26 protein-coding genes and 1 other annotated feature are annotated in these 26,805 nt (G+C 32.2%); of the genes, 2 read left to right on the top strand and 24 right to left on the bottom strand.

The window, feature by feature from the left end; all coding sequences use genetic code 11:
* Window positions 1–51: 51 nt before the first annotated feature.
* A complete protein-coding gene (locus tag KEC48_RS00130) occupies window positions 52–1,842 on the top strand; it encodes a flavin reductase (RefSeq protein WP_211963635.1) in 1,791 nt (596 codons plus the stop codon).
* Between the two features lie 102 nt (window positions 1,843–1,944).
* Here the strand turns inward: KEC48_RS00130 and KEC48_RS00125 are convergent, their stop codons facing one another.
* The 9 genes from KEC48_RS00125 to KEC48_RS00085 all read right to left on the bottom strand — a co-directional run bounded on the left by KEC48_RS00125 (window position 1,945) and on the right by KEC48_RS00085 (window position 8,959).
* Window positions 1,945–2,262: a transcriptional regulator gene (locus tag KEC48_RS00125; protein WP_211963633.1), complete on the bottom strand. Its 318-nt coding sequence runs from the start codon at window positions 2,260–2,262 to the stop codon at window positions 1,945–1,947.
* Window positions 2,263–3,033: 771 nt separating this feature from the next.
* Complete coding sequence (locus KEC48_RS00120) at window positions 3,034–3,240, bottom strand: hypothetical protein (RefSeq protein ID WP_087357193.1); 207 nt, start codon at window positions 3,238–3,240, stop codon at window positions 3,034–3,036.
* 707 nt (window positions 3,241–3,947) lie between these two features.
* The gene (locus KEC48_RS00115) at window positions 3,948–4,214 is read right to left on the bottom strand and encodes a type II toxin-antitoxin system RelE/ParE family toxin (protein WP_087357194.1); all 267 of its coding nucleotides are present in this window, start codon (window positions 4,212–4,214) and stop codon (window positions 3,948–3,950) included.
* Window positions 4,211–4,429, bottom strand: a complete 219-nt coding sequence (locus KEC48_RS00110; RefSeq protein WP_087357195.1) for a type II toxin-antitoxin system RelB family antitoxin — start codon at window positions 4,427–4,429, stop codon at window positions 4,211–4,213. Before KEC48_RS00110 ends, KEC48_RS00115 begins: the two co-directional genes overlap by 4 nt.
* Window positions 4,430–4,615: 186 nt before the next feature.
* A complete protein-coding gene (locus tag KEC48_RS00105; RefSeq protein WP_211963631.1) occupies window positions 4,616–5,428 on the bottom strand; it encodes a MetQ/NlpA family ABC transporter substrate-binding protein in 813 nt (270 codons plus the stop codon).
* Window positions 5,429–5,440: 12 nt separating this feature from the next.
* Window positions 5,441–6,106: a methionine ABC transporter permease gene (locus KEC48_RS00100; protein ID WP_211963629.1), complete on the bottom strand. Its 666-nt coding sequence runs from the start codon at window positions 6,104–6,106 to the stop codon at window positions 5,441–5,443.
* 1 nt (window position 6,107) lies between these two features.
* Window positions 6,108–7,127: an ATP-binding cassette domain-containing protein gene (locus KEC48_RS00095; protein ID WP_211963627.1), complete on the bottom strand. Its 1,020-nt coding sequence runs from the start codon at window positions 7,125–7,127 to the stop codon at window positions 6,108–6,110.
* Between the two features lie 33 nt (window positions 7,128–7,160).
* Window positions 7,161–7,392, bottom strand: a binding site (T-box leader).
* Between the two features lie 40 nt (window positions 7,393–7,432).
* Window positions 7,433–8,599 (bottom strand): cation diffusion facilitator family transporter, encoded by a 1,167-nt coding sequence (locus KEC48_RS00090; protein ID WP_087357199.1) that lies wholly within the window; start codon window positions 8,597–8,599, stop codon window positions 7,433–7,435.
* Window positions 8,600–8,608: 9 nt separating this feature from the next.
* On the bottom strand, window positions 8,609–8,959 hold the full coding sequence (locus KEC48_RS00085) for a hypothetical protein (protein ID WP_087357200.1): 351 nt from the start codon (window positions 8,957–8,959) through the stop codon (window positions 8,609–8,611).
* A gap of 150 nt (window positions 8,960–9,109) precedes the next feature.
* On the opposite strand from KEC48_RS00085, the gene cysK reads away from it, so the two are divergent.
* Window positions 9,110–10,036 (top strand): cysteine synthase A, encoded by a 927-nt coding sequence (gene cysK / locus KEC48_RS00080; RefSeq protein WP_211963626.1) that lies wholly within the window; start codon window positions 9,110–9,112, stop codon window positions 10,034–10,036.
* 71 nt (window positions 10,037–10,107) lie between these two features.
* On the opposite strand, the gene thrS is transcribed toward cysK, so the two are convergent.
* From thrS to KEC48_RS00005, 15 genes are all read right to left on the bottom strand, one after another.
* Complete coding sequence (gene thrS / locus KEC48_RS00075; protein WP_211963616.1) at window positions 10,108–11,841, bottom strand: threonine--tRNA ligase; 1,734 nt, start codon at window positions 11,839–11,841, stop codon at window positions 10,108–10,110.
* Window positions 11,828–12,355, bottom strand: a complete 528-nt coding sequence (locus KEC48_RS00070; RefSeq protein ID WP_211963615.1) for a GNAT family N-acetyltransferase — start codon at window positions 12,353–12,355, stop codon at window positions 11,828–11,830. The genes thrS and KEC48_RS00070 overlap by 14 nt, the downstream gene beginning before the upstream one ends.
* Before the next feature lie 229 nt (window positions 12,356–12,584).
* Entirely contained in the window at window positions 12,585–12,863 is a 279-nt protein-coding gene (locus tag KEC48_RS00065) for a hypothetical protein (protein ID WP_205089593.1), read from the bottom strand.
* Between the two features lie 35 nt (window positions 12,864–12,898).
* Window positions 12,899–13,123, bottom strand: coding sequence for a hypothetical protein (locus KEC48_RS00060; RefSeq protein WP_211963614.1), 225 nt, complete (start codon window positions 13,121–13,123; stop codon window positions 12,899–12,901).
* A gap of 162 nt (window positions 13,124–13,285) precedes the next feature.
* A complete protein-coding gene (pyk, locus tag KEC48_RS00055; RefSeq protein ID WP_349291066.1) occupies window positions 13,286–14,698 on the bottom strand; it encodes a pyruvate kinase in 1,413 nt (470 codons plus the stop codon).
* 44 nt (window positions 14,699–14,742) lie between these two features.
* The gene (pfkA, locus tag KEC48_RS00050) at window positions 14,743–15,702 is read right to left on the bottom strand and encodes a 6-phosphofructokinase (protein ID WP_087357207.1); all 960 of its coding nucleotides are present in this window, start codon (window positions 15,700–15,702) and stop codon (window positions 14,743–14,745) included.
* Window positions 15,703–15,795: 93 nt separating this feature from the next.
* Window positions 15,796–16,692 (bottom strand): ATP-binding protein, encoded by an 897-nt coding sequence (locus KEC48_RS00045; protein ID WP_087357208.1) that lies wholly within the window; start codon window positions 16,690–16,692, stop codon window positions 15,796–15,798.
* Entirely contained in the window at window positions 16,689–17,924 is a 1,236-nt protein-coding gene (locus KEC48_RS00040; RefSeq protein ID WP_087357209.1) for a DnaD domain protein, read from the bottom strand. The genes KEC48_RS00045 and KEC48_RS00040 overlap by 4 nt, the downstream gene beginning before the upstream one ends.
* Window positions 17,905–18,501: a dephospho-CoA kinase gene (coaE, locus tag KEC48_RS00035; protein WP_205089597.1), complete on the bottom strand. Its 597-nt coding sequence runs from the start codon at window positions 18,499–18,501 to the stop codon at window positions 17,905–17,907. The genes KEC48_RS00040 and coaE overlap by 20 nt, the downstream gene beginning before the upstream one ends.
* An 11-nt stretch (window positions 18,502–18,512) precedes the next feature.
* Window positions 18,513–19,325 (bottom strand): bifunctional DNA-formamidopyrimidine glycosylase/DNA-(apurinic or apyrimidinic site) lyase, encoded by an 813-nt coding sequence (mutM, locus tag KEC48_RS00030; RefSeq protein WP_087357211.1) that lies wholly within the window; start codon window positions 19,323–19,325, stop codon window positions 18,513–18,515.
* A 7-nt stretch (window positions 19,326–19,332) separates the two neighbouring features.
* Window positions 19,333–21,942: a DNA polymerase I gene (gene polA / locus KEC48_RS00025; protein WP_211963612.1), complete on the bottom strand. Its 2,610-nt coding sequence runs from the start codon at window positions 21,940–21,942 to the stop codon at window positions 19,333–19,335.
* A 2-nt stretch (window positions 21,943–21,944) separates the two neighbouring features.
* Window positions 21,945–25,001 (bottom strand): DNA polymerase III subunit alpha, encoded by a 3,057-nt coding sequence (gene dnaE / locus KEC48_RS00020; RefSeq protein ID WP_211963611.1) that lies wholly within the window; start codon window positions 24,999–25,001, stop codon window positions 21,945–21,947.
* A gap of 43 nt (window positions 25,002–25,044) precedes the next feature.
* The gene (locus KEC48_RS00015) at window positions 25,045–25,353 is read right to left on the bottom strand and encodes a hypothetical protein (protein ID WP_211963610.1); all 309 of its coding nucleotides are present in this window, start codon (window positions 25,351–25,353) and stop codon (window positions 25,045–25,047) included.
* Window positions 25,354–25,421: 68 nt separating this feature from the next.
* On the bottom strand, window positions 25,422–25,661 hold the full coding sequence (locus KEC48_RS00010; RefSeq protein WP_205089601.1) for a TIGR03905 family TSCPD domain-containing protein: 240 nt from the start codon (window positions 25,659–25,661) through the stop codon (window positions 25,422–25,424).
* A 13-nt stretch (window positions 25,662–25,674) separates the two neighbouring features.
* The gene (locus KEC48_RS00005; protein ID WP_211963609.1) at window positions 25,675–26,799 is read right to left on the bottom strand and encodes an FAD:protein FMN transferase; all 1,125 of its coding nucleotides are present in this window, start codon (window positions 26,797–26,799) and stop codon (window positions 25,675–25,677) included.
* Window positions 26,800–26,805 lie beyond the last annotated feature (6 nt).

Raw genomic sequence — 26,805 nt, 5'->3', positions numbered from 1 at the left:
ATTTTTTATAGAGATATGTCTATAATGATAAAGGAAATGGAGGAATAAAAAATGTTAATAACAAACGATATCAAATACGTTGGTGTCAATGATCATCAAGTTGATTTATTTGAAGGACAATATCATGTCCCTCATGGTATGTCTTATAACTCATATGTCATTTTAGATGAAAAGATTGCAGTTATGGATACAGTTGATATTCATTTTACTCATGAATGGTTAGATCAGATTGCTGAAGTGTTAGATGGAAAACAACCAGACTACTTAATTATTCAACATATGGAACCTGATCATTCAGCAAATATTTTAAACTTCATGAAAGTTTATCCTCAAACAACAATTGTCGGTAATGCAAAAACATTTATGATGATGGATCAGTTTTTCTCTTTAGATTCAAATTATCAACGATTAGTTGTCAAAAATGGTGAAGAACTATGTTTAGGAAAACATACTTTATCATTTGTATTTGCTCCAATGGTACACTGGCCAGAAGTCATGATGACTTATGATCAAAAAGAAAAAGTTTTGTTCTCTGCTGATGGTTTTGGTAAATTTGGGGCTAATGATGTAAATGAAGATTGGGATGATGAAGCACGTCGTTATTATATTGGTATTGTTGGAAAATATGGGGCACAGGTACAGGCAGTGCTTAAAAAAGCTGCTGGTTTAGACATTCAAACGATTTGTCCATTACATGGACCTGTTCTTAAAGATAATCTTTCACATTATATCAACTTATACCAGACTTGGTCATCATATAGTGTAGAAACTGATGGTATTATGATTGCTTACAGTTCTATTTATGGTCATACCAAAAAAGCTGTTGATTTACTGGCATCAAAATTAACTGAAAAAGGATGTCCAAAAGTTGTTGTTCATGATTTAGCACGTGAGGATATGGCATTATGTGTCAGTGATGCTTTTCGCTATGGTAAACTTGTTTTAGCTTCTGTCACATATAATGCTGATGTTTTCCCATTCATGAAAGACTTTATTCATCATTTAACAGAAAGAAACTTCCAGAATCGTACTGTGGCTTTAATGGAAAATGGTTCATGGGCACCAATGGCTTGTAAAGTTATGAAAGCCATGTTAGAAAATTGTAAGAATATCACTTGGGCAGAAAATCATATCACTGTTAAATCTGCATTAAATAGTGAAAGCAGTGAAGCAATTGAAAAATTAAGCGATGAATTATGTCGTGATTACATTGCGAAATCTAATGATAAAGCAAATAAACATGACATGACTGCTTTATTTAAGATTGGTTATGGCTTATATGTTGTGACAAGCAATGATGGAAAACAAGATAATGGTTTAATTGTCAATACTGTGACACAATTAACAGATAATCCAAATAGAGTTGCGGTCAATATCAATAAACAAAACTATTCTCATCATGTCATTAAACAAACAGGAAAATTAAATGTGAACTGTCTATCAGTAGATGCTCCATTTAGTATCTTTGAAAGATTTGGTTTCCAAAGTGGTCGTACTGTTAATAAATTTGAAGGTTTTGAACCATTACATTCTGATAATGGTCTTGCATTCTTACCTCGTTATATTAATGCATTTATGTCTTTAGAAGTTGAAGATTATGTAGATTTACAAACACATGGTATGTTCATTTGTAAAGTCACTGAAGCCCGTGTGATTTCTGATTTAGATACAATGACTTATACATATTATCAAAATCATGTCAAACCAAAACCTCAAATAGAAGGTAAAAAAGGTTATGTATGTAAAATCTGTGGTTATGTCTACGAAGGTGATGTTCTTCCAGAAGATTTCATTTGTCCATTATGTAAACATGGTGTTGTAGATTTTGAACCTATTCAATAAAGAAAGAGGCATCAACCAAAATAGAGTCATTTCACTCTATAGAGGTTACAGCCTCTTTTTATTGACAAAAAATCATTAAATTGAAAATGGATTAGCAGCTCACTAATCATGGTTGGTATTCTCTTCTTCCGTCACTGGTTCAATAGCTTTTTGCAATACAGCAACATATTTTTGAAACTCATCTTTACCAAAATTAGTTAAATGATATGTCGTTAAAGGTTTGTCATTATATATGACTTTATGCTTTAAAATAAATTGATTTTGAATAAGTTTATTTAAATGTGTTGCCATATTTCCATCAGTACAATGACAAATTTCTTTTAATTTTTTATAGGAAAGATCTCCTTGATATAAACTAGCAATAATTTGTAATCTTATATTTGATTCAAACATCTTTGATAAATGAGTTATGTTATTCATCGTTATCGCCTCCTATACAACTCAAGACATAAAAATTGTTGTGTTTTTTCTCATTTAAAAGATCATCTGCATCATTTTATGATTGTTCTATCAATAACCATTTTTCTAAGACTTTCATCAATGTATTTCTCTTTATTATTTAAATTCTTACTTTATTTAACATAATATAACTATAATAAGAACTTTTTTATTATTATATAATCTCAATTATTCATGAGTTTATAATATAATTATGAAATTTCTTTATTTCATGGACATTTTCTTGTCTTATTTACCCATTGAGTGAATCGTTTTTTATATACAATAAAAGCTCCTGTATAATATAGGTGTTCAAACTATAATACAATGAGCACTAATGTGCTACTATCTATTTTCAATTTTGATACCATAAATTTTAACGGTGACGACATTTCCTATGATAGTGACAATATCTTACTTCTTTCTGCTTTTAAAAAGTGCAATCTCTTTTTTTAACTAGATTCCATTTCTTTCCATGATACAAGAAGATTGCTTAAATATTCCAATTATGACACTGTAAGCTAAATTTTTTAGGTTATTTCAATCAAGTTAATCAAAGTCCGATATAAAAATCATCCTTTCTAAAAAAACAATCTTTAAAATGAATTAACTCTATGATATCATTTCAATAATCAAATTATGTTTTATATATTTTTTATCATTAACCCTCAACGTCATGATTATCTGTTTTTTCATTTATATCTGACTCACCAATAATTCTATTTTTAAAATATAAGTCCCAGCTTCTTTTCTTCACTTTATAGAGATTGTTGTTGGAAAAGCTAAAAATAAATCTTTATCAATAGTATTTACTAAAACACAATAATATTTCATTCCAAATTCAGGATTAACATTACCTTTTAAATCAATTAAATAAATACCCCCATTTCTTATTTTATTCACAATACATTTCTTCCCATAAAAAAAGGATACCTTTGTATCCATGTCTTCGTAAATCATATCAAATATGATTTATATTTGCAGAATGTGACCACTTCAAGCAGTAATCATACTTAATGTATGATCACTAGGTGTTGTTCTAGACAACTCTTCAAGAGATATATTTCTCTTTCTACTAAAACTTTACATTAGGTATCCAATTTTGTCAATAAATGATTAACAATATATTGTAGATCATATCTACACTTCATAATATGATCATCATCTTATGAAATATACCAGAAAACAAGAAAATGTTATTATATAGTTTATAAATATATTTCATCTCTAATTATGTATGAGCTTGTAATATAATCATGAAATATCTTTATGTTATGGATACTTTCTTCTTTTATTCATTCTTTTTCTATTTACCTATCAGATGAATAGTTTTTTATATACAATTATAACGAGTAATAAAATCAGTAATATAGGTTGGCCATGTCAAGGCATGTTAAACCTAACATATCAATAATATCATTGACATACTTTTCACCTACCATCTTCTTAAAAGTATTAAGCATTTATCATTCATATCCTATAATAACCTTCTTGTAAATAACTTTTTCAGGTATCATTAAAACAGCTATAATATGTAATAATTTACTTTTTCCACTACTAACTGATAGATTTCTACGTTAATCTATTTTATGTTCGGCTTTTGTTATGCTCCTTTTAATTTTCCTCTATCTCTTTTGATTTTTTTTAATCAAAACAAAAGAGAGATTCTATTTGTAAATCTCTCTTCTATGTCCAACATTAATAACAAGAATAATAAGCTTATCATCTTCTATGTCACATAAAATACGATAATGACCTACTCTATATCTCCATTGGTTTTTTAGATTTCCTTTTAACCCCTTTCCATGTACTCGTGGATCAGTGCAGCCAACAAGATTTTTTGTTATCCACCTCATAATCATGACTTGCGTATATCGATCCATTTTCTTAATTTGCTTTTGAGCAGCTTTTGAATATTCAACTTTGTAGCTCATAAACCAAGTTCCTTCATGAAATTTTCATGTGATATTGTTTCAGGATCTTTTAAATATTCCTCATGTGCCTGCTGGGCAATCACTATATCATATTCTTCCTCAATTTTTTCTAATAATGCAGTTTTCATTGCTTCACTTAAAGAAATTCCATGAAAATTAGCATAGTTCTTAAACAGTTTCTCTTCCTCTGCATTAAGTCTGATTGAAAAACTCATAAAACCACCTCTTTCGTAATACATTGTACTACATAAATAATATACTGTCAACTTTATTATATACATTTTTATGGATTTCATTGCATATCTTAATGATAATTTCACCTAAAATATTCAATAATTAAAAAAAGCATAAACCTAAGATTATATCTTAAATTTATGCTATGAAATGAGATTTCTCCACTATTAATCTACCATCACAACAGCACCTTTATATTCATCTTCTACAAATTGTTTAATTTCATCAGATTTTAAGACTTCAATTAAGGCTTGAATCTTTTCATCCTTTTCATGTCCTTCTTGAACAGCAACAATATTGACATATGGATTACTTGCATCAACTTCTTCAATAATTAAAGCATCATTCATTGGATTTAATCCAGCTTGAAGGGCATAATTCCCATTAATCGCAACCAAATCTCCTTCGCCATTTTGGAAAGTTGTTCCTAATAATTCTGGTTTAATTTCTGTAAATTTTAAATTCTTAGGATTAGAAACAATATCTTTTGTTGTGGCTTCAAGACGATCTACATCCTTGCTTAATTCAATCACTCCAGCATCTTCTAAGATACCTAAAATTCTTCCATGATCAGCAACAGAATTAGAAATAATGACTTCTGCATTGTCTGGAATATTTTGAATACTATCAATTGTCTTTGAATAGAATCCAAATGGTTCTAAATGAATACCTGCAGCTTCTACAATTTTATAGCCATGTTCTTCAACTTCTCCTTCAAAGAAAGGACGATGTTGGAAATAGTTGGCATCTACTTCTCCTGCATCTAGTGATTTATTAAAAATATAATAATCATCCAATACTTTAATTTCTAAATCAATATCATATTTTTCTTTTAAAATGGGTTTTGCTTCCTCTAGAATTTTAGAATGAGGATCTAATGTAGCTGAAACAGTTAAAGTATTTTCACTCTCTGTTGATCCACAACCTGTTAATCCAATAGCTAAAAATAATGCGAAAATTCCTGTGAATAATTTTTTCATGTGTTTTCCTCCCTATCTCTTATCTATTTTTTTCACAATTAAATCACCAATAATCTGAATCATAAAAACAATTACCAAAACAAAGAATGTTGCCGTATACATAACTGGCATATTCTGTCTGACATAACCATACATATAGGCTAAGTTTCCAAGTCCTCCAGCTCCTATACATCCTGCCATAGCGGTATAACCAACCAGTGATATTCCCATTACTGTAATACTTGATACCAAAGCAGGTTTAGCTTCAGGAATTAAGACTTTTATAATAATCTGCCAGTTACTGGCTCCCATAGCTTTACTGGCTTCAATGGTTCCTTTATCAATTTCACTTAAGGCAATCATACACATTCTGGCATAGAATGGGGCACTGGAAACAATCAATGCAGGTAAAGCCCCTTTCACACCTAACATTGTTCCCATTGTCATCAAAGTGATTTCCAAAAGCAAGAAAATCAGAATAATGAATGGTATTGCTCTAAATAAATTGACAATAAAATCAAGGATACGATGTACAATTTTTTGAGGATAAAGTCCATCTTCTTTTGTGATATAGAGAATAATTCCTAATATAAAACCTAATATAACTGCAATGACCAAAGAAATAATAGTCATGATGAATGTTTCTTGAATCGCAACAAGCATAGCCTCCCAATCAATTTGGCTGAAAAATTCACTCATCTTATATCACCTCCACAATCACATGATAGTCTTGAAATTTTTGAATAATGTTTTCATAATCCTGTTTTGTTCCTCCTAAAACATTGACAATCAATACGCCAAAAGAACTATCAATTGTATTGGTGAGATTTCCAGAAACAATACTGATATCTAATGTTGTTTCTTTCATCACACGAGAAACAATCGGCTGTCTAGAAATATCTTCATCAAATGTTAATCTTAATAAAATACCATTTGGATAAATCTTTTTTAAGTTTTCATTTTGTTTATCATCATCAATCTTACTTGATATATCTCTCACAAAACGTTTTGTCACAGTATGTTGAGGATGCTCAAAGATATCTTTCACACGTCCTACTTCAACAACTTTTCCTTCACTCATCACAGCGACACGATGACAGATTTTTTGAACAACTTCCATTTGGTGGGTAATCATCACAATCGTAATTCCCAGCTTTCGATTAATATCTTTTAATAAATCTAAAATCTGTTCCGTTGTATCCGGATCTAATGCACTCGTTGCTTCATCACATAATAGAATACTTGGATCGTTAGCCAAAGCTCTGGCAATACCTACACGTTGTTTCTGTCCTCCAGACAATTCACTTGGATATGCATTTTCACGTCCCTGTAAACCAACCAGTTCAATCAATTCTCTCGTTTTCTTTTTTCTAATCTCTTTATCAACACCAGCAATTTCTAATGGCAATTCAATATTCTTTTGAACAGTTCTTGACCACAATAAATTAAAATGCTGAAAAATCATTCCCATCTTTGTTCTTTTCTTTCTTAAATCCTTTGGATTCAATAAAGAAATATCTTCTCCATCAATCATCACTTCACCACTTGTCTGCTTTTCAAGCTGATTGATTATACGAACAAGTGTTGATTTTCCTGCTCCACTATAACCAATGACACCAAAGATTTCCCCTGTTTGAATGGTTAAATTCACATCCTGACAGGCATGAATATCTCCTTTAGGTGTATGGAAAACTTTTTGTATATGTCTTAATTCAATCATCCAATCCCTCCTATCAACAAAAAAACTCGTCCTACTAAGGACGAGTTATAACCCGTGTTACCACCTTAATTCATTGTTATATCACTACAACAACCTTTTCGAGTACCAACATACTCTAGTACGATAACGGGTACACCCGCCATTAGCTAACGATTCACTAATGAAACTCCAAGACCATCTTCATTTATGCCTCATCATTCTTTTCCACCAGCCAAGAACTCTCTATTGAATCATCATAAACTACTCTTCTTTTCACTGTTGTTAATAATATCTTATCGTGTTTATAAAGATTTGTCAAATATTTTTTATAAAAATGCATGATCAATTTGAATTACACAAAAATAATGTTTATTCATTTTTTGCACAGCTTCAATAATCTGCTTTTTAATATCATGATGTGAAACCTCATCATCAGCTGGTAATAACACATCAAAAATAAGATTGATATGTGTTGGTCCTTTCACTAGACGAAAATCATGAATACTATATTGTTCATTGATATTTTTTACAATCTTTTCTACCTGTTGTTTTAAATCATTCGTTAAAGCATCATGAGTATCAATAGGATCCATATGGATTGTTGTTAAAATATTGTACTTCTCTAATAAAGATCTTTCAATCACATCAATTTGATCATGAACTTCCATCATATTTTCATGACTATCCACTTCAGCATGAAAAGTCATATATTGACGACCAGGGCCATAATCATGTAACATAAAATCATGAATACCTAAAACCTTATCAAAAGACAAAACATATTGATAAATATCATCAACTAAATCCTTATCCGGTGCCTTTCCAAGCAAAGGATCAACCGTATCTTTAAAGATTTCAATTCCAGATTTAAACACAACCACTGAAACAATGACACCAATCACACCATCCACAGGTAAATCAGTGACTAAGCTTAAACATAATGAAATCAATGTAGCGAGTGTAGCACATACATCATTTAAACTATCTTGAGAAGCAGCTTTTAATGATGTTGAATCAATCAAATGTCCCGCTTTTTTATTAAAGCTTGCCATCCATAATTTCATCATGATAGATACAATCAAAACAATCACTGCACCCCATGTAAAAGACAATGTTTCTGGTTCAAAAATTTTCATCACAGATTCTTTCAAGGAAGAAAAAGCCACTAAAAGAATCAAAAAAGAAATAATTAAACCCGCAATATATTCATAACGTCCATGTCCATAAGGATGGTCACTATCTGGGTGTTTTCCTGCCAGTTTAAAACCAAATAACGTCGCTAAATTACTTCCCATATCAGAAAGATTATTCAATCCATCAGCCTGAATGGCCACCGAATGTGTTATCCAGCCAAACAATAATTTAAAGATAACCATAATACAGTTACATATAATAGAAAGAACACTGCAAAGTGTTCCATATTTTTCTCTAACTTCTGGTGTTTGTGTTGATTGATAATTAGGAATCGTTTTTTTCACTATCAACTGAAACATAACAACCTCCTAGAAAATGTTTGAAATTTTTTTCAAATAAATATTTTTACCTTCTTTTTGAAGCAATCCACAATCTTCTAATTCTTGAAGATATCCATCAATTTTGGCTTGATCAACATTTTTATGTGCCAAATCTTTTAAAACTTCAATAACTTGAGGATGATCATCACGAATATAAGCATTTCCATTATTATCATATAATGGACTTTTCAACATGACATTTAAACAGGCAACATAAGCCCATTTTACTTCTAAACGTACCATTTTATACTGCATTGTATCAAATAATGCACTTGGCATGTAGTATTGATCTTCATGATTTCTTAAATCCTTGATATCATTTTTATCATAACAAATCATTTTTATTCCTCCCTCTATGTTTTTTCATTATAACATAGAATAATCTCTTTTGGTAAAGAATATTCCATTTTCCATGATAAAACTTTTATCATATTCTTTGCTTTTTTTGACTATACTTTTTATAATGAAACAAAATAAAGGAGTGATCTCATGAAAATTTATCATAGTATTCAAGATATGGTTGGACAAACACCTATCTTACAATTACATCATATTGAAAAGTTAGAAGATACACAGGCTCATCTTTTCGCAAAACTAGAATATTATAATCCAGCCGGCAGTGTGAAAGATCGTGTTGCTAAAAGAATGTTATTGGATGCGTTAGAAGCGGGTCAAATTCATTTAGACTCAACAATTATTGAGCCTACAAGTGGAAATACAGGCATTGGTTTATGCGCTATTGGTAGTGCTTTAGGTTTAAAAGTGATCATCGTTATGCCTGATACCATGAGTGAAGAAAGAAGAAAATTAATGAAAGCTTATGGAGCAAAGCTTGTTTTAACACCGGGTAAAGAGGGAATGAGTGGGGCGATTGCGAAGGCTGAAGCATTAGCAAAAGATATTCCTCACAGTTTTATTCCAAGCCAATTTACCAATTTAAGCAATCCTAAAGCCCATTATCTTTCTACTGGTCCAGAAATCGATCAGCAGATGGAAGGTCAGATTGATATCTTTGTGGCAGGTATAGGAACTGGTGGTACAATCAGTGGTGTTGGTCACTATTTAAAAGAAAAATATCCTCAAGTTCAGATTGTTGCTGTAGAACCGGCTGATTCCCCACTTCTTTCCAAAGGACAAGCTGGACCTCACCAGATTCAAGGTATTGGAGCTAATTTTGTTCCAGAAACATTAGATACGCATATTTATGACCAAATTATCACAGTATCTACTGATGAAGCTTTTCAAGCTGCTCGTCAACTCGCAAAAAAAGAAGGTATACTTACAGGTATTTCTTCTGGTGCAGCTTTATTTGCAGCACAAAAACTTGCAAAAGAACCTCAAAACAAAGATAAAAATATTGTTATTTTATTACCTGATGGTGGCGATCGTTATTTATCAACAGCTTTATATGAATAAAAAATGAAAGTTATTTCATTGTCATGAAATAACTTTTTCTTTTCAATCAAAAAGCGAGTCATTCCACTCGCTTATCTTGATTTTTCTTCAATTTGTTTTAAAACCATATCAACAAATTCATCCAATGATACAGTTGTCTGTTTTTGTTCTCCATACTGACGATAAGTCACTGTTCTTTCATCACGTTCATTATTTCCCAATACTAACTGATATGGAATCTTTTTCATTTGTGCTTCACGAATACGATAACCCAATTTTTCTTCACGATCATCTAATTCCACACGAATACCTTTCGCTTCTAGAAGTTGATAAACTTCTTTTGCATAATCTAAATGATATTCATTTTTAACTGGAATCACTTTAACTTGTGTAGGTGCTAACCATAATGGGAATGCTCCGGCAAAGTGTTCAATTAAAATACCAATAAATCTTTCAATAGATCCAAAGATCACACGGTGCAACATAACTGGTCTGACTTTTTCACCATGATGATCAACATAAGTTAAATCGAACCTTTCTGGTAAGTTCATATCCAATTGAATTGTTCCACATTGCCAGACTCTACCTAAAGAATCTCTGACATGGAAATCAAGTTTTGGACCATAGAAAGCTCCATCTCCAGGATTAACTTTAAAATCTTTCCCAGCTGCTTTACAGGCAGCTGCTAAAGCAGCTTCACTCTTTTCCCAGATTTCTAAATCTCCAATATATTTTTCTTCTGGACGAGTTGATAATTCAATATCATATGGTAAGCCTAAATTTGAATAAACACGATCAATAAATGAAATCAAACGTACGACTTCACTTTCAATCTGATCAGGTGTCATAAAGATATGGGCATCATCTTGTGTAAATGTACGCACTCTAAATAAACCATTTAAAGCTCCACTGGCTTCATGTCTATGCACCTGTCCAAGTTCTCCCATACGTAATGGTAAATCTTTATACGAATGTAAACTATTTTTATAAACAAGCATACTTCCTGGACAGTTCATTGGTTTAATCGCAAATTCACGTTCATCAACTTCACTTGTATACATGTTTTCTTTATAGTTATCCCAATGTCCAGAAACTTCCCATAATTCTCTTGACATCATGATTGGGGTTTTAATGAACTGATATCCTTCTTTGGCATGTTCTTCATACCAGTACTGTTCCAATGTATTTCTTAATAACATACCATGTGGTAAGAAAAATGGCATTCCAGGAGCATATTCACTCATCATAAATAAATCAAGTTCTTTTCCTAATTTTTTATGATCTCTTTTTTTCGCTTCTTCTAAGAAATCCAGATGTTCCTGTAATTCTTCAGCAGTAGGGAAACAAACACCATAAATTCTTTGTAAGACTTTGTTATTCTTGTCACCTTTCCAATAAGCTCCAGAATGTTTTAATAATTTAAAATTCTTACAAAGCTTCACTGTTTCTACATGTGGTCCTCTACATAAGTCAACAAAATCTCCTTGACGATAACAGCTAATTTGTCCATCTTCTAATCCTTCAATAAGATCTAATTTATAAGGATCATCTTTAAACATTTCTAAAGCTTCAGCTTTAGAAATGTCTTCTCTGACAATTCTTTTTCCGTCTTTACAGATTTTTTTCATTTCTTTTTCAATTTTAGGTAAATCTTCATCCGTAATCACCTGATCTCCTAAATCCATATCATAATAAAATCCTTCACTCACAACTGGACCTACCCAGAATTTTGCCTGTGGGTATAAATGCTTCACAGCCTGTGCTAAAACATGAGCACAAGAGTGATTTAATGTATTGAGTGCTTCTTCGTTTTTAAAATCTCTCATTTTCTTTTCCTCCAATCCAAAATCTTAATATATCATCACACTGATTTTCAAACTTTCCACCACATTTTTCAATTGTTTTTCGAGATGCTATGTTATCTTTATGGCAGGTGACTAAAACTGGGAAAATATCCCATTGCTTACAATACTTTAAAGCTTCCTGCAACATCCTTGTCGCATGTCCTTGACGGCGATAAGAAGGATGAATGGAGTAACCAATATGCCCTCCATGACGCAAGAGTTCTTCATTTAAACAATGCCGAATATTGATACATCCCACCACAACATCATCAACAATATAAAGAAACTCTGTTGCCGGGACATAACCATTTTGCAGTTCAATCCCTAAATGATTCTTTTTCTCTCTGGCAATCCATTGTTGATAAGTGTTCTCCGTTCTATAAGAACCGGCACCATTGATACCAAAGGGATTATTTTCATCTTTCATAGCTTGAATGAAAGCCCTCATAGATGCTTCATGTTTGATGGCAGGAAATTCCAAATATTCTTTTATCATGTTGTCATCTCCTCATAAAAAAGAGATTTCATCCAAAGGACGAAATCTCGTGGTACCACCTTTATTCATTATCCGTAGATAACCTCAAAACTTTAACGCAGTTATACGACAATCTCTTTCGAGTGTAGCTATTAGGGAGTATTTTTATAAGCTATCCAAGATTTTCACCAGCCATCTTCTCTCTAACCAATCACTTATAAAAACATATCCTAAATCATCGCTTGTAAAATTATTTTACATCATTATTCTGATTTGTCAAGACATCTGTTTCTTTTGTTTTCATGAGTTCATAATATTCTACAATTTCAGCAAATCCATAAATAACAAACGAAAGCAATAGAGAGATAAAACAAGACCACAACATCATTAACATTGATTGAACTCCCATCAATTGTCCTGTATTTAAATAAGATGTATTTGCTGCTATAGAATATCCTTGTTGTACAATACTTCCAATCAAAAAAACATAAGCACATATTTTCAAAATTTTAGATACTTTACAAGTCACGGTTTTTACCCCCCTCCCCGTCAATTTTGACACTTTTATAAAACCTTTCGATTTTCAAATAACTGAATAACCAATCCACAGCCATAAATAACCAAAGCAATCACTACAGCAAAAATAAAATCAATAAACAAAACCATCATACTTTGTAATGACCACATAAACTGGAATTGAAAACATATGGATTTAAAAACATAAAAAACGATGAATATATAAGCACAAATCTTTAATTTTTTTCCAACATCATGAAACATGATTATCATACCTTTCTTTTGAAGAAAAAATATCTTTTTTCTCAAAAAGAAAATATTCTTTCCTCAATATTTAAAATAGCATAAAATTGTGTATAAATGATGACTATTTTTATATTTTGAAAAAAAGTATCACTTTCAAAGTGATACTTTCAATAGAAATTGATTGAAAATTTATTTAACTGTGATTAATTGTAAATAACTTGTTGTTCCTTCTACACCAGGAGTTCCTCCTGTCACAAGAATTGTTTCCCCAGCATTTACACCATTTTCTTTAGCAATCACTTCAGCTAAGTTTAATAAACCTTCAGTCGTATCCATGTGTTTACATGTTACTGATTTAACACCCCAGTTAATTGCTAATTTCTTAGTTGTTTTTTCATATGGAGTTGCCGCAATGATTGGACATTCTGGTCTATATCTAGACATTTTCTTTGCTGTAAATCCAGATTCTGTAAATGCAACGATGGCAGCAACATTGAATTTTGTTGCAATTTCAGCTACTGACATACAGATAGCTTCAGAAGAATCATCAGATGCAGTTCTGACAGCTTTTCTATGTAATGAAGCATAATCTAATGTAGATTCTGTTTTAATTGCAATTTTGTTCATAACCATAACAGCTTCTTCTGGATATTTACCTTGTGCAGATTCACCAGATAACATAATAGCATCTGTTCCATCATAGATGGCATTGGCAACGTCACTCACTTCAGCACGAGTTGGTCTTGGGTTTTCTTGCATAGATTCAAGCATTTGTGTTGCTGTAATAACAACTTTACCAGCTGCTTTACATTTTCTGATTAATTCTTTTTGAATTAATGGAACATCTTCAGCAGGAACTTCAACACCTAAATCCCCACGAGCAACCATGATTCCATCAGCAACTTTGATAATGTCATCCATTTTTTCAACACCTTCGCTATTTTCAATTTTAGCGATGATTTGAATATCAGGTTTTCCATTTTCAACTAAAACTTTTTTTACATCTAATACGTCTTGAGGACGACGTACAAATGATGCAGCAATGTAGTCAACATTTTGTTGACATCCAAATTCCAAGTCAGCTCTATCTTTTTCAGAAATGAAATCAAATCCAAGTTCAATACCAGGAACATTGATTCCACGTTTATTTTTAACTTTACCATCATTTGCACAAACACACACAATGTCAGTACCTTCAACATGATCAACTAATAATTCCACTTGACCATCATTAACTAAGATAAATCCACCAGGTTTAACATCTTTATACAAATCTTTATATGTGATTGTAAAACGATCAGCAGTCCCTACAATATCTTCTACACAGATTGTAGACACTTGTCCTTTTTTAAATTCAGTAAATCCACCTTCAAAATCACCAGTTCTGATTTCTGGACCTTTTGTGTCTAATAAAATAGCACAATTTGTTCCAAGTTCAGCATTGACATCACGCATTGTCTGCATCTTTTTACCATGTTCTTCATGATCTCCATGAGAGAAGTTACAACGCATAACATTCATACCTGCTAAAACTAATTTTTTCAACATTTTTGGATCTTCAGATGCAGGTCCAATTGTACAAATAATCTTTGTTTTCTTCATCTTATCTTTCATTCTCAATTAATCTCCTATAGCTTAGTTTATATTTAACGAAGTTTTAATACATCTTCGTAAATACCTTGATTGACTTGACGCTTATGTCCTAAGACTTCTTGAATTGGTAGTCCAACAATTTCACCTTTAACATCACTAATGCAAAGACCACCTTTACCTTCTTCTAATAATTCAACAGCTTTGATTCCCATACGAGTAGCTAAAACACGATCTCTGGCAGATGGACGTCCACCTCTTTGCATATGTCCTAAAACATTGGCACGTGTTTCAAATCCTGTGGCTTCTTCAACACGTTTTGCAAGTTCATGAACATCTGTAATATGTTCAGTAATAACAACCAACGCATGTTTTTTATCAGAAGCTTTAGAACGTTTTAATGTTTCAATGACTTCTTCTTCATCAAAACCACTTTCACTTGTGACAATCATTTCAGCACCACATGCAAGTCCAGCATGAACAGCTAAATCACCACATCTTCTTCCCATAACTTCCAAGATTGTACATCTTTGATGAGAACTAGATGTATCTCTTAGTTTATCCAATGCATCAACAATTGTATTTAAAGCTGTATCAAAACCAATTGTAAAATCAGTATCAGGGATATCATTATCTATTGTTCCAGGAATACCAATACAGTTAATTCCCATTTCTGTTAATTTCAAAGCACCATTATAGCTTCCATCTCCCCCAATAACAACCAAAGCTTCCATTCCAACTTTTTTCATTTGTTCAATGGCTTCTTCTCTGACTTTAGGGTCTTTAAATTCTGGGAAACGAGCAGATTTTAAGAATGTTCCACCAATATTAATAATATTACGTGTACTATGACTATCAAATTCAATAAATTCCCCATCATGAAGTCCTTTATATCCAAGTCTAACTCCATAAATTTTAATTCCTCTGTTTAAACAAGTTCTTGTGACAGCACGAATCGCTGCGTTCATTCCTGGTGCATCTCCACCAGAAGTTAATACTCCAATGCATTTAACCATAACTTTTCTCCTCTCGCTTTATTACTTATTATTTTATCATAAAATGGTGTTGTGTTCTACACTTTCGAGTACATTCTATATCGTCAAATTCGTTCAGTCAAGCATTATTTCAATGCTTAACGCTTTCAATTTTGAAATAATTGTATTTGCACGAATTTCATCACCTTTTTTTAAAGTATACACCTTTTTTAGTTCGTTATAACCATATAAACTTGTAAAAAAAGTAGGCAAATGATTCAATAAACGATATGATAAAATCGTTAATAAAATTTCATCTCTAGACCACGCTGTAATATTTTCTTCACCAATTTCATCCAGCAATAAATAATCCACTTTCAATAATTTATCCATCGCATAAGCATTATCCCCCGAAGAAAAACTCGCCTTTAAATCAATCAGATAAGTTGGAAAATGAATAAATCCAATCTGTTTATCCTTTTTAGCTAATGAATTCATTAATCCAGCCAATAATGTTGTTTTCCCACTTCCCATAGGTCCATGTAAAAACAAACCTTGTGAAGTTGGTGTTTGCGAATATTTTAAGATTTGTACCAAAGCATCTTGACAGGCTGGTGTAAGATGCTGTGTATCTTGAACCAGCTTTAAAGAAGATAAATCCGTCAACATCAACTCCTGAGAAACATTGCTCATCACAAAATGATCTAACAGTTGTCTTTTGGCTTCAATCGCTTTTCCATAAGGACAGCTCTGTAATTCTAAAATGATTTGTCCATCATTGTAAGAAAGCATCTTTTGCATACCTATTGTTTCTTTAGGACAATAGTCTAATCCCTGACAGGATTGGCAAATATGAAAATCATCATTGTAATCTAAAAACTCCACCCAGTAATCTTCCATCACTGAAGCATCTAAATGGTTCTGTTTTAAGAAATGCTGAATATTTTTTTCTTTGAGTAAAGCATATTGACTTTCTGATTTGATTTTTTGAATATCATCATTTTGAAAAATCATATCTGCTACGCTTTTCATAATTGTCCCTCCTTCAATTGATTCAATAAGTCCTGTAATTCCTCAGAAGATACTTGTCTTGCAGGTTCTTTTTTATCTTCCACTACTTCTTCATCTGGTGCATCCATTAATTCACGATAAGCATCCATAGCTGTCATAATTTTTTTACGGGCCCATGAAGCTCCAATCGCCTCACAATAACGCTTTGATAAACGATTATTATTTTTCCCTAATACATACTCAATCAAGACATTAACAACTGCTGGTTTTAAACCCAACTGCACCATCAATGTTTCCACAATCATTAAATCATGATAGACTGGCTCTTTTCCACCCTGTTTTTCCTTCAACAATTCATAAGGTGTAATCGTATCCAGATATTTCATATGTAAGATGAGAGGTGAAACACTGGCTTCCTGTGTTTGAAACTGCAAGGGTTGTTTATGATAGATTTCCTGTAACGAAGATGATTGTTGGATATCAAAGTACTTTTGTATAGATTGTTTTATGCGTTGACGATTCAATCCCTGTGATTCCATTGCATCTTTTATCAAACCAGCCAGAGTCAAAGCATCCACACTATAAACATATCCTAATTCTACAGCATAGTCCAAATCTTCTTGACTTAATAAAGAACGATTAACCTGATAATCTGCTAAACTTTGATACAACAAATCACGATCATATTGAACTTTTACATTTTGTGATTCCTGTTGTACAAATTCTTCTTGATACTTTAATAAACGTGTTCCTTTATGGAGATGTTCAATTGTAAACACATCTTGAAATTTAGCTGTCACATCTTCATAACCCTCTAAATTTTCTAAAGATATTTTAAAATATTGTAATGTTTTTTGAAAATCTTCTTGTGATAATGAAAACTGAAGCAATGATGATAAAATCTGATTCTTAAAGAAAGCCTTCAATGATAAAGGAGCATAGATACGATATATATATTGGGTGATATCCTGTTCATGTTTAACATAGCTTTTTAATAAGCCAATCGCTTCAAGTGAACGCAAAGCTTTTTCCAGTTCCATAATATTGATAGATACAAAAGATAGTAAGCGAGAAAGAGGACATGGTGCAATAAAACGTCGCATACGTTTTCCTTCCATCACCAGCATCATATAAACCTGCAAGGCTGTTGAACCAATGAAAGGCTGATACAAATAATAAAGTGTATCTATTTGGACTTCATCCAATGGATAACGCATTTCTACACGATAAAGATCAGTGACGTACAATTTCATTTTTTAAAACCTCTAAAACTCTTTCTATTTGAACATATAAATCTTCAAAATTCTGACGATTATCAATAATATAATCCCCCATCTCTTTTTTCTTTTCAATTGAAATCTGTTGACTCATCAACAATCTTGCCTGTTTTTCATCTATCTGATTACGTTTCATTAAACGCTTTAACTGTGTTTTTTCATCAACATAAACAACCATCACATCATCACACATCGTATCCATATGTGTTTCATATAACAAAGGAACATCTAAAAAAACAAGCGGTTCTTGACATTGTTCGATTCCTTTTTTTAACATTTCTTGAACATAGGGATGAATAATACTTTCTAATAAGGCTTTTTGTTGAGGATCATGAAAAACAATTTGTCCTAATTTTTGACGAGAAATATTTTGATTGTCATCCAGACAATCAAAACATTCTACAATTTTATGATAACAGTGACTTTCTTTTTCTAAAGCCTGATGAGAAATCTCATCAGCATCCAAGACACAATAACCATGTGTTTTTAAATATTGTGTCACTGTACTTTTTCCAACTGCAATAGACCCTGTAATTCCAATAACTCGACTCATTAATAACACCTCTAATAACGTTTCTTTTGACAATGGGGACAAAAATAAGTTCCTCGCTGATGTACCATCACTTTCTTAATAGGATGATGACAAACAGAACATTCTTTTTGTCCATGTACCTTTAATTGAACTTGAAATAGTCCATGAATCCCATTAGCATCAAAGGAATGAATTGTTGTTCCTCCTTGACGAATGGCATCATTTAAAACATTGATAGCCACCTCTTTTAATTCGGCGACTCTTTTTTTCGATAAGCGTGAAGCACGTGTACGTGGATCCATATGCATATAAAAACAAATCTCATTAGCATAAATGTTTCCAATACCACACATAATACTTTGATCTAATAAAGCTGTTTTGATAGGTAAGGAACAATGATGTAAACGTTGATACAAATCTTCAACTGTAATGTCAAAAGGTTCTGGACCTAATTTCTTTAAAGGCATCTGTTCACGATAATGATGCAAATCAACGCATTCCATACGACCAAATTTTCTGGTATCAATATATCTTAAATCTTGATGATGATCCATATGAAACACAACATGGGTATGTTTATTAACTGGTTCATCCGAATCAACGATATGAAACTTTCCTTCCATACGTAAATGGGAAACAAAGGCATGTTCTTGACATTGAAAGATCAGATACTTTCCAACACGGTCAATATCACAAAAAACTTCCCCTGTGAAAGCTTCAATAAATTGTTTGACATCGCCCACTATTATACGTGAGTAATAAACATCTATTCCAAGAATTGGACGTCCTATAATAAAATTTTTTAACGTTCGTCTGACAGTTTCAACTTCTGGTAGTTCTGGCATAAGTCACCTATTTTAAATCATACCAATTGGATGCATAGGCTCCATCGACTTTTAAAGGGACTTCCATTTGAAAAGCATTTTCCATTGCTGTTTTAATCATTGTCATCATATCTTCTAATTCATCTTTATATACATCAAAGATCAATTCATCGTGAACCTGTAAAATCATCTGAGATTTCATATGTTTTTCTTTCATTAAACGATCGACTTGAATCATCGCCAGTTTTAAAATATCAGCACCACTTCCTTGAATCGGTGAATTCATCGCAAAACGCTTCGCCTGTTCACGCACCATAAAGTTTTTATCATGAATTGTAGGAATATAACGTTTACGATTTAAAACTGTGGAAACATAACCATCACGTTTACAGTCTTCTACAACACGTTCCATATATTGTTTGATTTCTGGATATTCTTCAAAATAACGACGAATAAATTCTCTCGCTTCACTGAGTGTCACACCAATTTGCTTAGATAATCTAAATTCACCCATACCATAAATAATACCAAAATTCACAGCTTTTGCCTGACGACGCATTTGTGGTGTCACATCTTCATCTTTCACTTTAAATACCAAAGCTGCCGTATGGGTATGAATATCTTTATTTTGATGGAAAGCTTCAATCAATGATTTAACCTTCGCCAGATGAGCTAAAATACGTAACTCAATTTGTGAATAATCAAAGGAAACCAAATAATCATGACTAGCAACAAAAGCCTGTCGAATCAGTTTACCTTCTTCCTGACGTACAGGAATATTTTGTAAATTTGGATCAATAGAAGATAAACGACCCGTCTGTGTTAAAGCCTGATTAAAAATTGTATGTATTTTTCCATCCGCAAAAACCTGTTCCTGTAAACCTTTAACATAAGTAGATGATAATTTTGTTAACATACGATATTGCTGAATCAAAGGAACAATGGGATGTAAATCTTCAATCTTTTCTAAAATATCCTGTGATGTGGAATAACCACTCTTAGTTTTTTTACCATTTGGTAAACCCAGTTTACCAAATAAAATATCTCCTAACTGTTTAGGTGAAGCAATATTAAATTTTTCATCTGCCAAAGTATAAATATCTTCTTCAATCTCTTTAATTTGAGCATCAAAAGTCTGTTCCAGCTTCTTTAAAACATTGACATCAACCTTCGCTCCAACATATTCCATATCCGCCAATATATAAGTGACAGGTAATTCTAAATTCTGATACAAATCATATTGATCTTCCTGCTTTAATTTTTCAATAGCCTGATCTTTCAACTCATAAATGGCTTTAGCTTTTGAGATGGTATGTTTCGCAAGTAAATCCATCTCTGGAATATGTTTCTTCGTATTTTTACCAAAGACTTCTTCTTCATATTGTAAAGATGTATAACCATAATAATCTCCAATATATTTCATCTCATCTTTTAGACTTGGATTTAAAATATATGAAGCTAACTGTAAATCAAAATCCATACCTTGAATTTCAATCCCATTCCATTTTGCTGATAAAATCTGTGCTTTGATATTATAGCTATATTTATGATATTGAGGATTTTTTAAATAATCCAAGAATTGCTGATCTTTTAAAGCATCTTCATAACTTATAAAATAAGCTTGATGAGCATTATAAAGGGCATAACCTAAGACAATAGATTTATGATAATTTTGATCATAGATAGCACCTAATATACTGCTGTCTTCTTGAATCAATGGCATCGTATGAACCACTTCATATTGAAAATCTGTCTTTTGTTCTTTTCTTGATTCTACGGAAATCTTTTTCAAAAGTGAATTCATATCATAATGAGTATAAAAAGCTTTTAATTTTTCAAAATCATAACCATTATATCTGGCTTGATTTAAATCGAGTGTCATAGGAATATCACGAAGAATTGTCGCAATCTTTTTTGATTGAAGACCTAAGTCAATATTTTCACGAATTTTTTCTCCCATCTTTCCTTTGATTTCATTCATATGTTCCTTTAAATTTTCAATTGTTCCATACTCATGAAGCAGTTTTAAAGCGGTCTTTTCACCAACCCCCTTAATACCAGGAATATTATCAGCACTATCACCCATTAAGCCAAGAAAATCACGAATCTGATCAGGCTTTAAACCATATTTTTCATCCAATGTGGCAGGAGTATACACATCTAATTGCGTCACTCCTTTAACCGTACGATAAACCGTTGTCTGATTGGAAACAAGCTGAAAAGCATCTTTATCCCCTGTAAAAATAGAAACTGTTAATCCCTGTTCTTCACCTAATTTGGATAATGTCCCAATCAAATCATCACCCTCATATCCTTCCATTTCATAATAAGGAATCTGATAAGCTTCTAAAAACTCACGCACCATCGCAAATTGACATTTTAATTCATCCGGTGTTTCTTTTCGTGTGGCTTTATACTGATCTAATAAATCATTTCTAAAAGTCTTTTTTCCATAATCAAAAGCGACCACAACATAAGCACTTTCACGCTCTAATATCTTTTGTAACATATTGGCAAAACCAAACACAGCATTCGTTGGAATTCCATCTTTATTCACCATTAAATTTCCCATTGATGCTGTGGCATAATAGGCCTTAAACAACAATGAATTTCCATCAATCAAAACTAATTCTTCCATATCTATTCAATCACCCTTGCCTTATCCACAATGAAAGACAATTTATCTTTCATATCCACTTTTCCTTGAATAAGACAAATATTTCCTTTCTTTAACATCATTCCTATGTCCTTATACCTTGAAGCAAAAACAACACCATCCAAACTTCCTGTTTCATCCATTGCTTCAATAAAACACATTTCCTGACCTTTACGATCTGTTATATTTTTCACACGTTGTAATTGTACGACAACATTCACTGTCCTATGCACATATTCATCTAAACTGGACACATTAACATAGGACACTTTGATTTTCTGTTTTTTTAACTCTAAAGGATGCATCGATAAATAAACACCCAATACAGCCTTTTCACGATTTAATTTCTCTTCAAGATGATCTTGATAAATCGTTAAAACAGGTTTTTCTTCAATCCCCAGATTTTCTTTTAAATGACCATAATCCCTAATCGCATCGAGATTCTTTAAAATCGTCTGGCGTGATAAACCAAATTCATCCAAAGCTCCGGCATCCACTAATGATTCTAACATCTTTTTAGAAAGATGTGAATTTTCCATACGCATCATAAAATCATAAATATCTTTAAACAAACCTTTTTGACGTTCTTCAATAATGGCCTTATACCCTGCATATCCCACATTTTTAATAGCCAATAAAGAATAACGAATATGCCCTTCTTCCACCATAAAACGTGCCTGTGAATGATTCACAGAAGGTGGTAAGATACGAACATGATAAGCTTTACACTCTTGAATACAATGCACTTTTGTATTTTCACTTGATAATTCATTCGATAAAATCGATGCAAAGAAATACAGAGGATAATTGGCTTTTAAATAAGCCAACTGATAAGCCACATAAGCATAGGCAACACTATGAGATTTATTAAAACCATAATCTGCAAACTTCTCTATTAATCCAAATACTTCTTGAGCCTTTTCTTGAGAAAATCCATTTTTTAGACAACCTGCTATAAATTCTTCTTTCATAGAATGCATCAATTCTGTTTCTTTTTTAGAAGTTGCCTTCCTTAGTATATCAGCTTTCGCAAGTGAAAAACCTGCCATTTTTTGGGCAACCTGCATCATCTGTTCCTGATACACCATAATCCCATAAGTTGATTTTAAAATAGGTTCTAATTCTTTTAAAGGATATACAACTTTTTCTTGATGTGAACGACGTTTTAAATAAGTCGGGATATTTTCCATTGGTCCTGGCCTAAACAAGGCAATAGCTGCCACAATATCATCAAAACAATAGGGTTTCATCTGTCTTAATAAATGACGCATACCATAAGATTCTAATTGAAAAACACCAAAAGTATCTGCTTTAGAAATCAAACGATAAGTTTTTTGATCATCTAAAGGCATCTCATTTAAAACAATTTTTATCTTTTGATTATGTTCAATATCCTTACAAATATAATCAAGCATTGTCAAGTTTTTCAATGCTAAAAAATCCATTTTCAAAAAACCAGCTGTTTCAATATAATCCTTAGAATATTGACACATTAATGTAGAAGTTGGACCAACAACCAAAGGGACAACTTCATGTAAAATACGCTTTGATAAAATAACCCCTGCCGCATGGGTAGAAATATTACGTGGTAAATGTTCAATAATGCTTGTTGCTCCTACAATTTTCTTTAAACGCTGATCTTGATTAATCAAAGATTGAAATTGAGCAGAAGACTGATACATCTGTGTAATAGTCTTTTTATTCTTTGGTGAAGTCGGTATCATCTTTGCGATGAGTTCCAGACGAGGCAAAGGGACACCCATGACCTTTCCCATTTCCTTCATCGCCACACGAGGACCATATGTATTGAATGTGACAATTTGTGCCGCATGATCCTTACCATATTTATCAATGACATAACGAATCACTTCATCACGACGATCATCTTGAAAATCTATATCAATATCGGGCATAGATACACGTTCTGGATTCAAGAAACGTTCAAACAATAAATCATAACGTAAAGGATCAATATTGGTAATTCCTAAAACATAAGCAACCAGACTTCCAGCTGCACTTCCTCTGCCCGGTCCTACTTGTATTTTTTGAACCTTTGCCCAGCGTACATAATCCCAGACAATCAAAAAATAATCATCAAAACCCATTTCATGAATAATTTTCAATTCATAGAGTAAACGTTTTTGATATGTCACAGGAATTTCTTGATTTTGAAAACGTTTCTTTAATCCTACATGGCATAAACTTCTTAAATAATCTACCGCTTTCCCCTGATGAGGGACAGGATAAGTTGGTAAATATTTTTCGTTTAAAGGAATTGTCGCCTTACATGTCGTACAGACATGTCTTGTTTCTTCAATGATTTCTGGAGGGAACAATCTTTCCATTTCCTTTTCATCTTTTAAATACTTTTCCTGTGTCAAAGGCTGATATTGTGCGTCCAGTGTGATTCCTTGAGCCGAAGCCTGTAATAAATCCACAGCTAAAGCATCCTGTTTTTTTAAATAACGCACTTCATTAGAACAAATCACTTTGACTTTGACATAATGTGCCAAAGACATCATTCTTTCATTGCCTTTTTCCTGCATTTTCAAATGATGATTTTGTAACATAATATAATAATGATCATGAAAAAGCTTTTGAAACAAACGCATATACTTAATCGCTTCATCTTCCATTTCCTTGGCCACATGACGTTCTACAATTCCATCTTCTAATCCCGAAATCACATAGAGATGTTCATGATATAAAGCCAGTTGATCTAAAGCAATCGCACGATCACTACTTAAATTCACTTCACAACAAATATGCACGAGATCGAAATAGCCTTGATCATCAATAGCTAAAAGAATAAAAGGATAAATCTGACCATCTATAAGAACACTGGCTTCCATTCCTAAAATAGGTTTAATCCCATTTTGAAGACAGGCTTCACTAAATTCCATCGCACCAAACATATTATTTTTATCTGTTAGAGCTAAGGCATCTAAATGTTTTTCTTTTGCAGCTAAAACTAGATCTTTAATTAATATTGTACTTTGTTGAAAACTGTAACCACTATAAACCTGCAAATGTCCAAACATACAATCGCCTCCTCTTTATGCTACATTATAACAAAAAAAATCATTATAAGATACAATGAAAAGAGAAAAGAATCAACATAATCGCAATATACAAACAAAAGACAACATAAATCAAATCTAAAAAATAAAAACTTTCTATACTTAAAATCCATAAACGATAAAAATATAACACAATCAAATAAAAATGATATTGCAGTTGAATCACCTTAAACCATCTTTGATTCATAATAATAATGATACTCACTGAAACTGCCAACAAATGAAAAGGTATGATCCATTGAAAACAGACAAGTTGCAATATCAAAAACACACCACATAATAACTGCATTTTTTTCATTCTACGTATCATCATAGACATCACCTAATTTATCATATGATAAAAATGTCTAGAAAAGACAAAAAAAGTAGAACTTTTCTGTTCTACTGTGCTTGTTTTAATGCTTGGGCTAATTGATCTGGACAAGATGTTGGTTTCGCACCACAGCGAATCCCTTCCAATCTGGCAATGGCTTCTTCCTTACTCATGCCTTCTACAAGTCTAGCAACACCCTGTGTATTTCCAGAACATCCCCCAATAAATTTCACACCTGTGACCTTTCCATCCACAACATCAAAATCAATACGACTTGAACAAGTTCCTTTTGTCTTATAACTTTGCATCATATTTCCTCCCTTATTTCAATCTAGATTTTTCAATAATATAAACATTATCATTATCTTTAAGACCATCTGACATTTTGATTTTACCATCTTCCAATAACCAGATAGCCTCAACACCATCTAATGAATTCACTAACTTCAATCCTTCTTCATATTCCATTAAAAAAACTGCCGAACTCAAGAAATCAGCCAAACCACTATCTTCTGTAATAATGCTGACACTTCTAAAATGAACAGCTGGATATAATGTTTCTGGATCAATCAAATGATGGTATCTAACACCATTGACATCTTGATAAAAACGTTGATAATCCCCACTTGTCACAATGGACTCACCCTGTACAACCAATACAGCTTCATTTTCACTATCTGGATCATCTGCACTGGCTGCATAATTTCCATCTTGAGGTGATTCAATACCAACACAGAATTTATCTGCACAATCATCCAGATAAAACTCTCCCTCTTTTTGAATCTTTCTTTGACCATGACTGGCTACATTGCCACCACCACTTAACAAGAAATTATCAACACCCATTTCAATCAATCCATCTTTAATGAGTTCAATTGCATAACCCTTAGCAGTCGCACCCACATCAATAGACGCCAAAGCATCATTGATATAAACTGTTTTCTTCTTTTCATCAATTTCAATACTATCAATACTTGTATGCTGATTGGCTTCTTCTAATTCCTCATCACTTGGCACCGTACCAACACCATCATGACTTTCTGCTTCTTCACGATAATCATGCCAGATATTAATGACACTTCCAAAAGCAATATTCACTTTAGAAGAAATCTTTCGATTTCTTTCAATACTTAAATTTAATAAATCAATCAAAGGTTGATCCACTTCAATAGCTTTTTTTCCTGCATTATCATTAATTGTCTTTAAATTATTCATACCATTATATGTATTATATTTATCAAACAACTGATCATAATAATTCAACTGTTCTTCAATATAATCACATTGTTCATTAAACTCATCTTCACCACTGACATAAGACATATATGTTGTAATGGTATCAAAAGGTCCTGTAATATAATGACTCATTAATTCATATTTTTTTGAACACCCTGTCATGATCATCATCATTGACAAAGATAATAAACTTAAGACTAATTTCTTCAATTTCAT

The sequence above is a fragment of the Clostridium sp. C1 genome (assembly GCF_018223625.1).
Classification (GTDB): Bacteria; Bacillota_I; Bacilli_A; order Erysipelotrichales; family Coprobacillaceae; genus Allocoprobacillus.
The sequence above is the reverse complement of the archived record's forward strand: the minus strand, read 5'-3'. Positions and strand labels throughout refer to the sequence as shown.

What these genes read in the sequence shown, in the direction of transcription:
- KEC48_RS00130 (WP_211963635.1), top strand. Translation starts at nt 52, where the DNA reads ATGTTAATAACAAACGATATCAAATACGTTGGTGTCAATGATCATCAA.
- KEC48_RS00125 (WP_211963633.1), bottom strand. Translation starts at nt 2,262, where the DNA reads ATGAATAACATAACTCATTTATCAAAGATGTTTGAATCAAATATAAGA.
- KEC48_RS00120 (WP_087357193.1), bottom strand. Translation starts at nt 3,240, where the DNA reads ATGATTTACGAAGACATGGATACAAAGGTATCCTTTTTTTATGGGAAG.
- KEC48_RS00115 (WP_087357194.1), bottom strand. Translation starts at nt 4,214, where the DNA reads ATGAGCTACAAAGTTGAATATTCAAAAGCTGCTCAAAAGCAAATTAAG.
- KEC48_RS00110 (WP_087357195.1), bottom strand. Translation starts at nt 4,429, where the DNA reads ATGAGTTTTTCAATCAGACTTAATGCAGAGGAAGAGAAACTGTTTAAG.
- KEC48_RS00105 (WP_211963631.1), bottom strand. Translation starts at nt 5,428, where the DNA reads ATGAAAAAATTATTCACAGGAATTTTCGCATTATTTTTAGCTATTGGA.
- KEC48_RS00100 (WP_211963629.1), bottom strand. Translation starts at nt 6,106, where the DNA reads ATGAGTGAATTTTTCAGCCAAATTGATTGGGAGGCTATGCTTGTTGCG.
- KEC48_RS00095 (WP_211963627.1), bottom strand. Translation starts at nt 7,127, where the DNA reads ATGATTGAATTAAGACATATACAAAAAGTTTTCCATACACCTAAAGGA.
- KEC48_RS00090 (WP_087357199.1), bottom strand. Translation starts at nt 8,599, where the DNA reads ATGTTTCAGTTGATAGTGAAAAAAACGATTCCTAATTATCAATCAACA.
- KEC48_RS00085 (WP_087357200.1), bottom strand. Translation starts at nt 8,959, where the DNA reads ATGATTTGTTATGATAAAAATGATATCAAGGATTTAAGAAATCATGAA.
- cysK (WP_211963626.1), top strand. Translation starts at nt 9,110, where the DNA reads ATGAAAATTTATCATAGTATTCAAGATATGGTTGGACAAACACCTATC.
- thrS (WP_211963616.1), bottom strand. Translation starts at nt 11,841, where the DNA reads ATGAGAGATTTTAAAAACGAAGAAGCACTCAATACATTAAATCACTCT.
- KEC48_RS00070 (WP_211963615.1), bottom strand. Translation starts at nt 12,355, where the DNA reads ATGATAAAAGAATATTTGGAATTTCCTGCCATCAAACATGAAGCATCT.
- KEC48_RS00060 (WP_211963614.1), bottom strand. Translation starts at nt 13,123, where the DNA reads ATGATAATCATGTTTCATGATGTTGGAAAAAAATTAAAGATTTGTGCT.
- pyk (WP_349291066.1), bottom strand. Translation starts at nt 14,698, where the DNA reads ATGAAGAAAACAAAGATTATTTGTACAATTGGACCTGCATCTGAAGAT.
- pfkA (WP_087357207.1), bottom strand. Translation starts at nt 15,702, where the DNA reads ATGGTTAAATGCATTGGAGTATTAACTTCTGGTGGAGATGCACCAGGA.
- KEC48_RS00045 (WP_087357208.1), bottom strand. Translation starts at nt 16,692, where the DNA reads ATGAAAAGCGTAGCAGATATGATTTTTCAAAATGATGATATTCAAAAA.
- KEC48_RS00040 (WP_087357209.1), bottom strand. Translation starts at nt 17,924, where the DNA reads ATGAAATTGTACGTCACTGATCTTTATCGTGTAGAAATGCGTTATCCA.
- coaE (WP_205089597.1), bottom strand. Translation starts at nt 18,501, where the DNA reads ATGAGTCGAGTTATTGGAATTACAGGGTCTATTGCAGTTGGAAAAAGT.
- mutM (WP_087357211.1), bottom strand. Translation starts at nt 19,325, where the DNA reads ATGCCAGAACTACCAGAAGTTGAAACTGTCAGACGAACGTTAAAAAAT.
- polA (WP_211963612.1), bottom strand. Translation starts at nt 21,942, where the DNA reads ATGGAAGAATTAGTTTTGATTGATGGAAATTCATTGTTGTTTAAGGCC.
- dnaE (WP_211963611.1), bottom strand. Translation starts at nt 25,001, where the DNA reads ATGTTTGGACATTTGCAGGTTTATAGTGGTTACAGTTTTCAACAAAGT.
- KEC48_RS00015 (WP_211963610.1), bottom strand. Translation starts at nt 25,353, where the DNA reads ATGATGATACGTAGAATGAAAAAAATGCAGTTATTATGTGGTGTGTTT.
- KEC48_RS00010 (WP_205089601.1), bottom strand. Translation starts at nt 25,661, where the DNA reads ATGCAAAGTTATAAGACAAAAGGAACTTGTTCAAGTCGTATTGATTTT.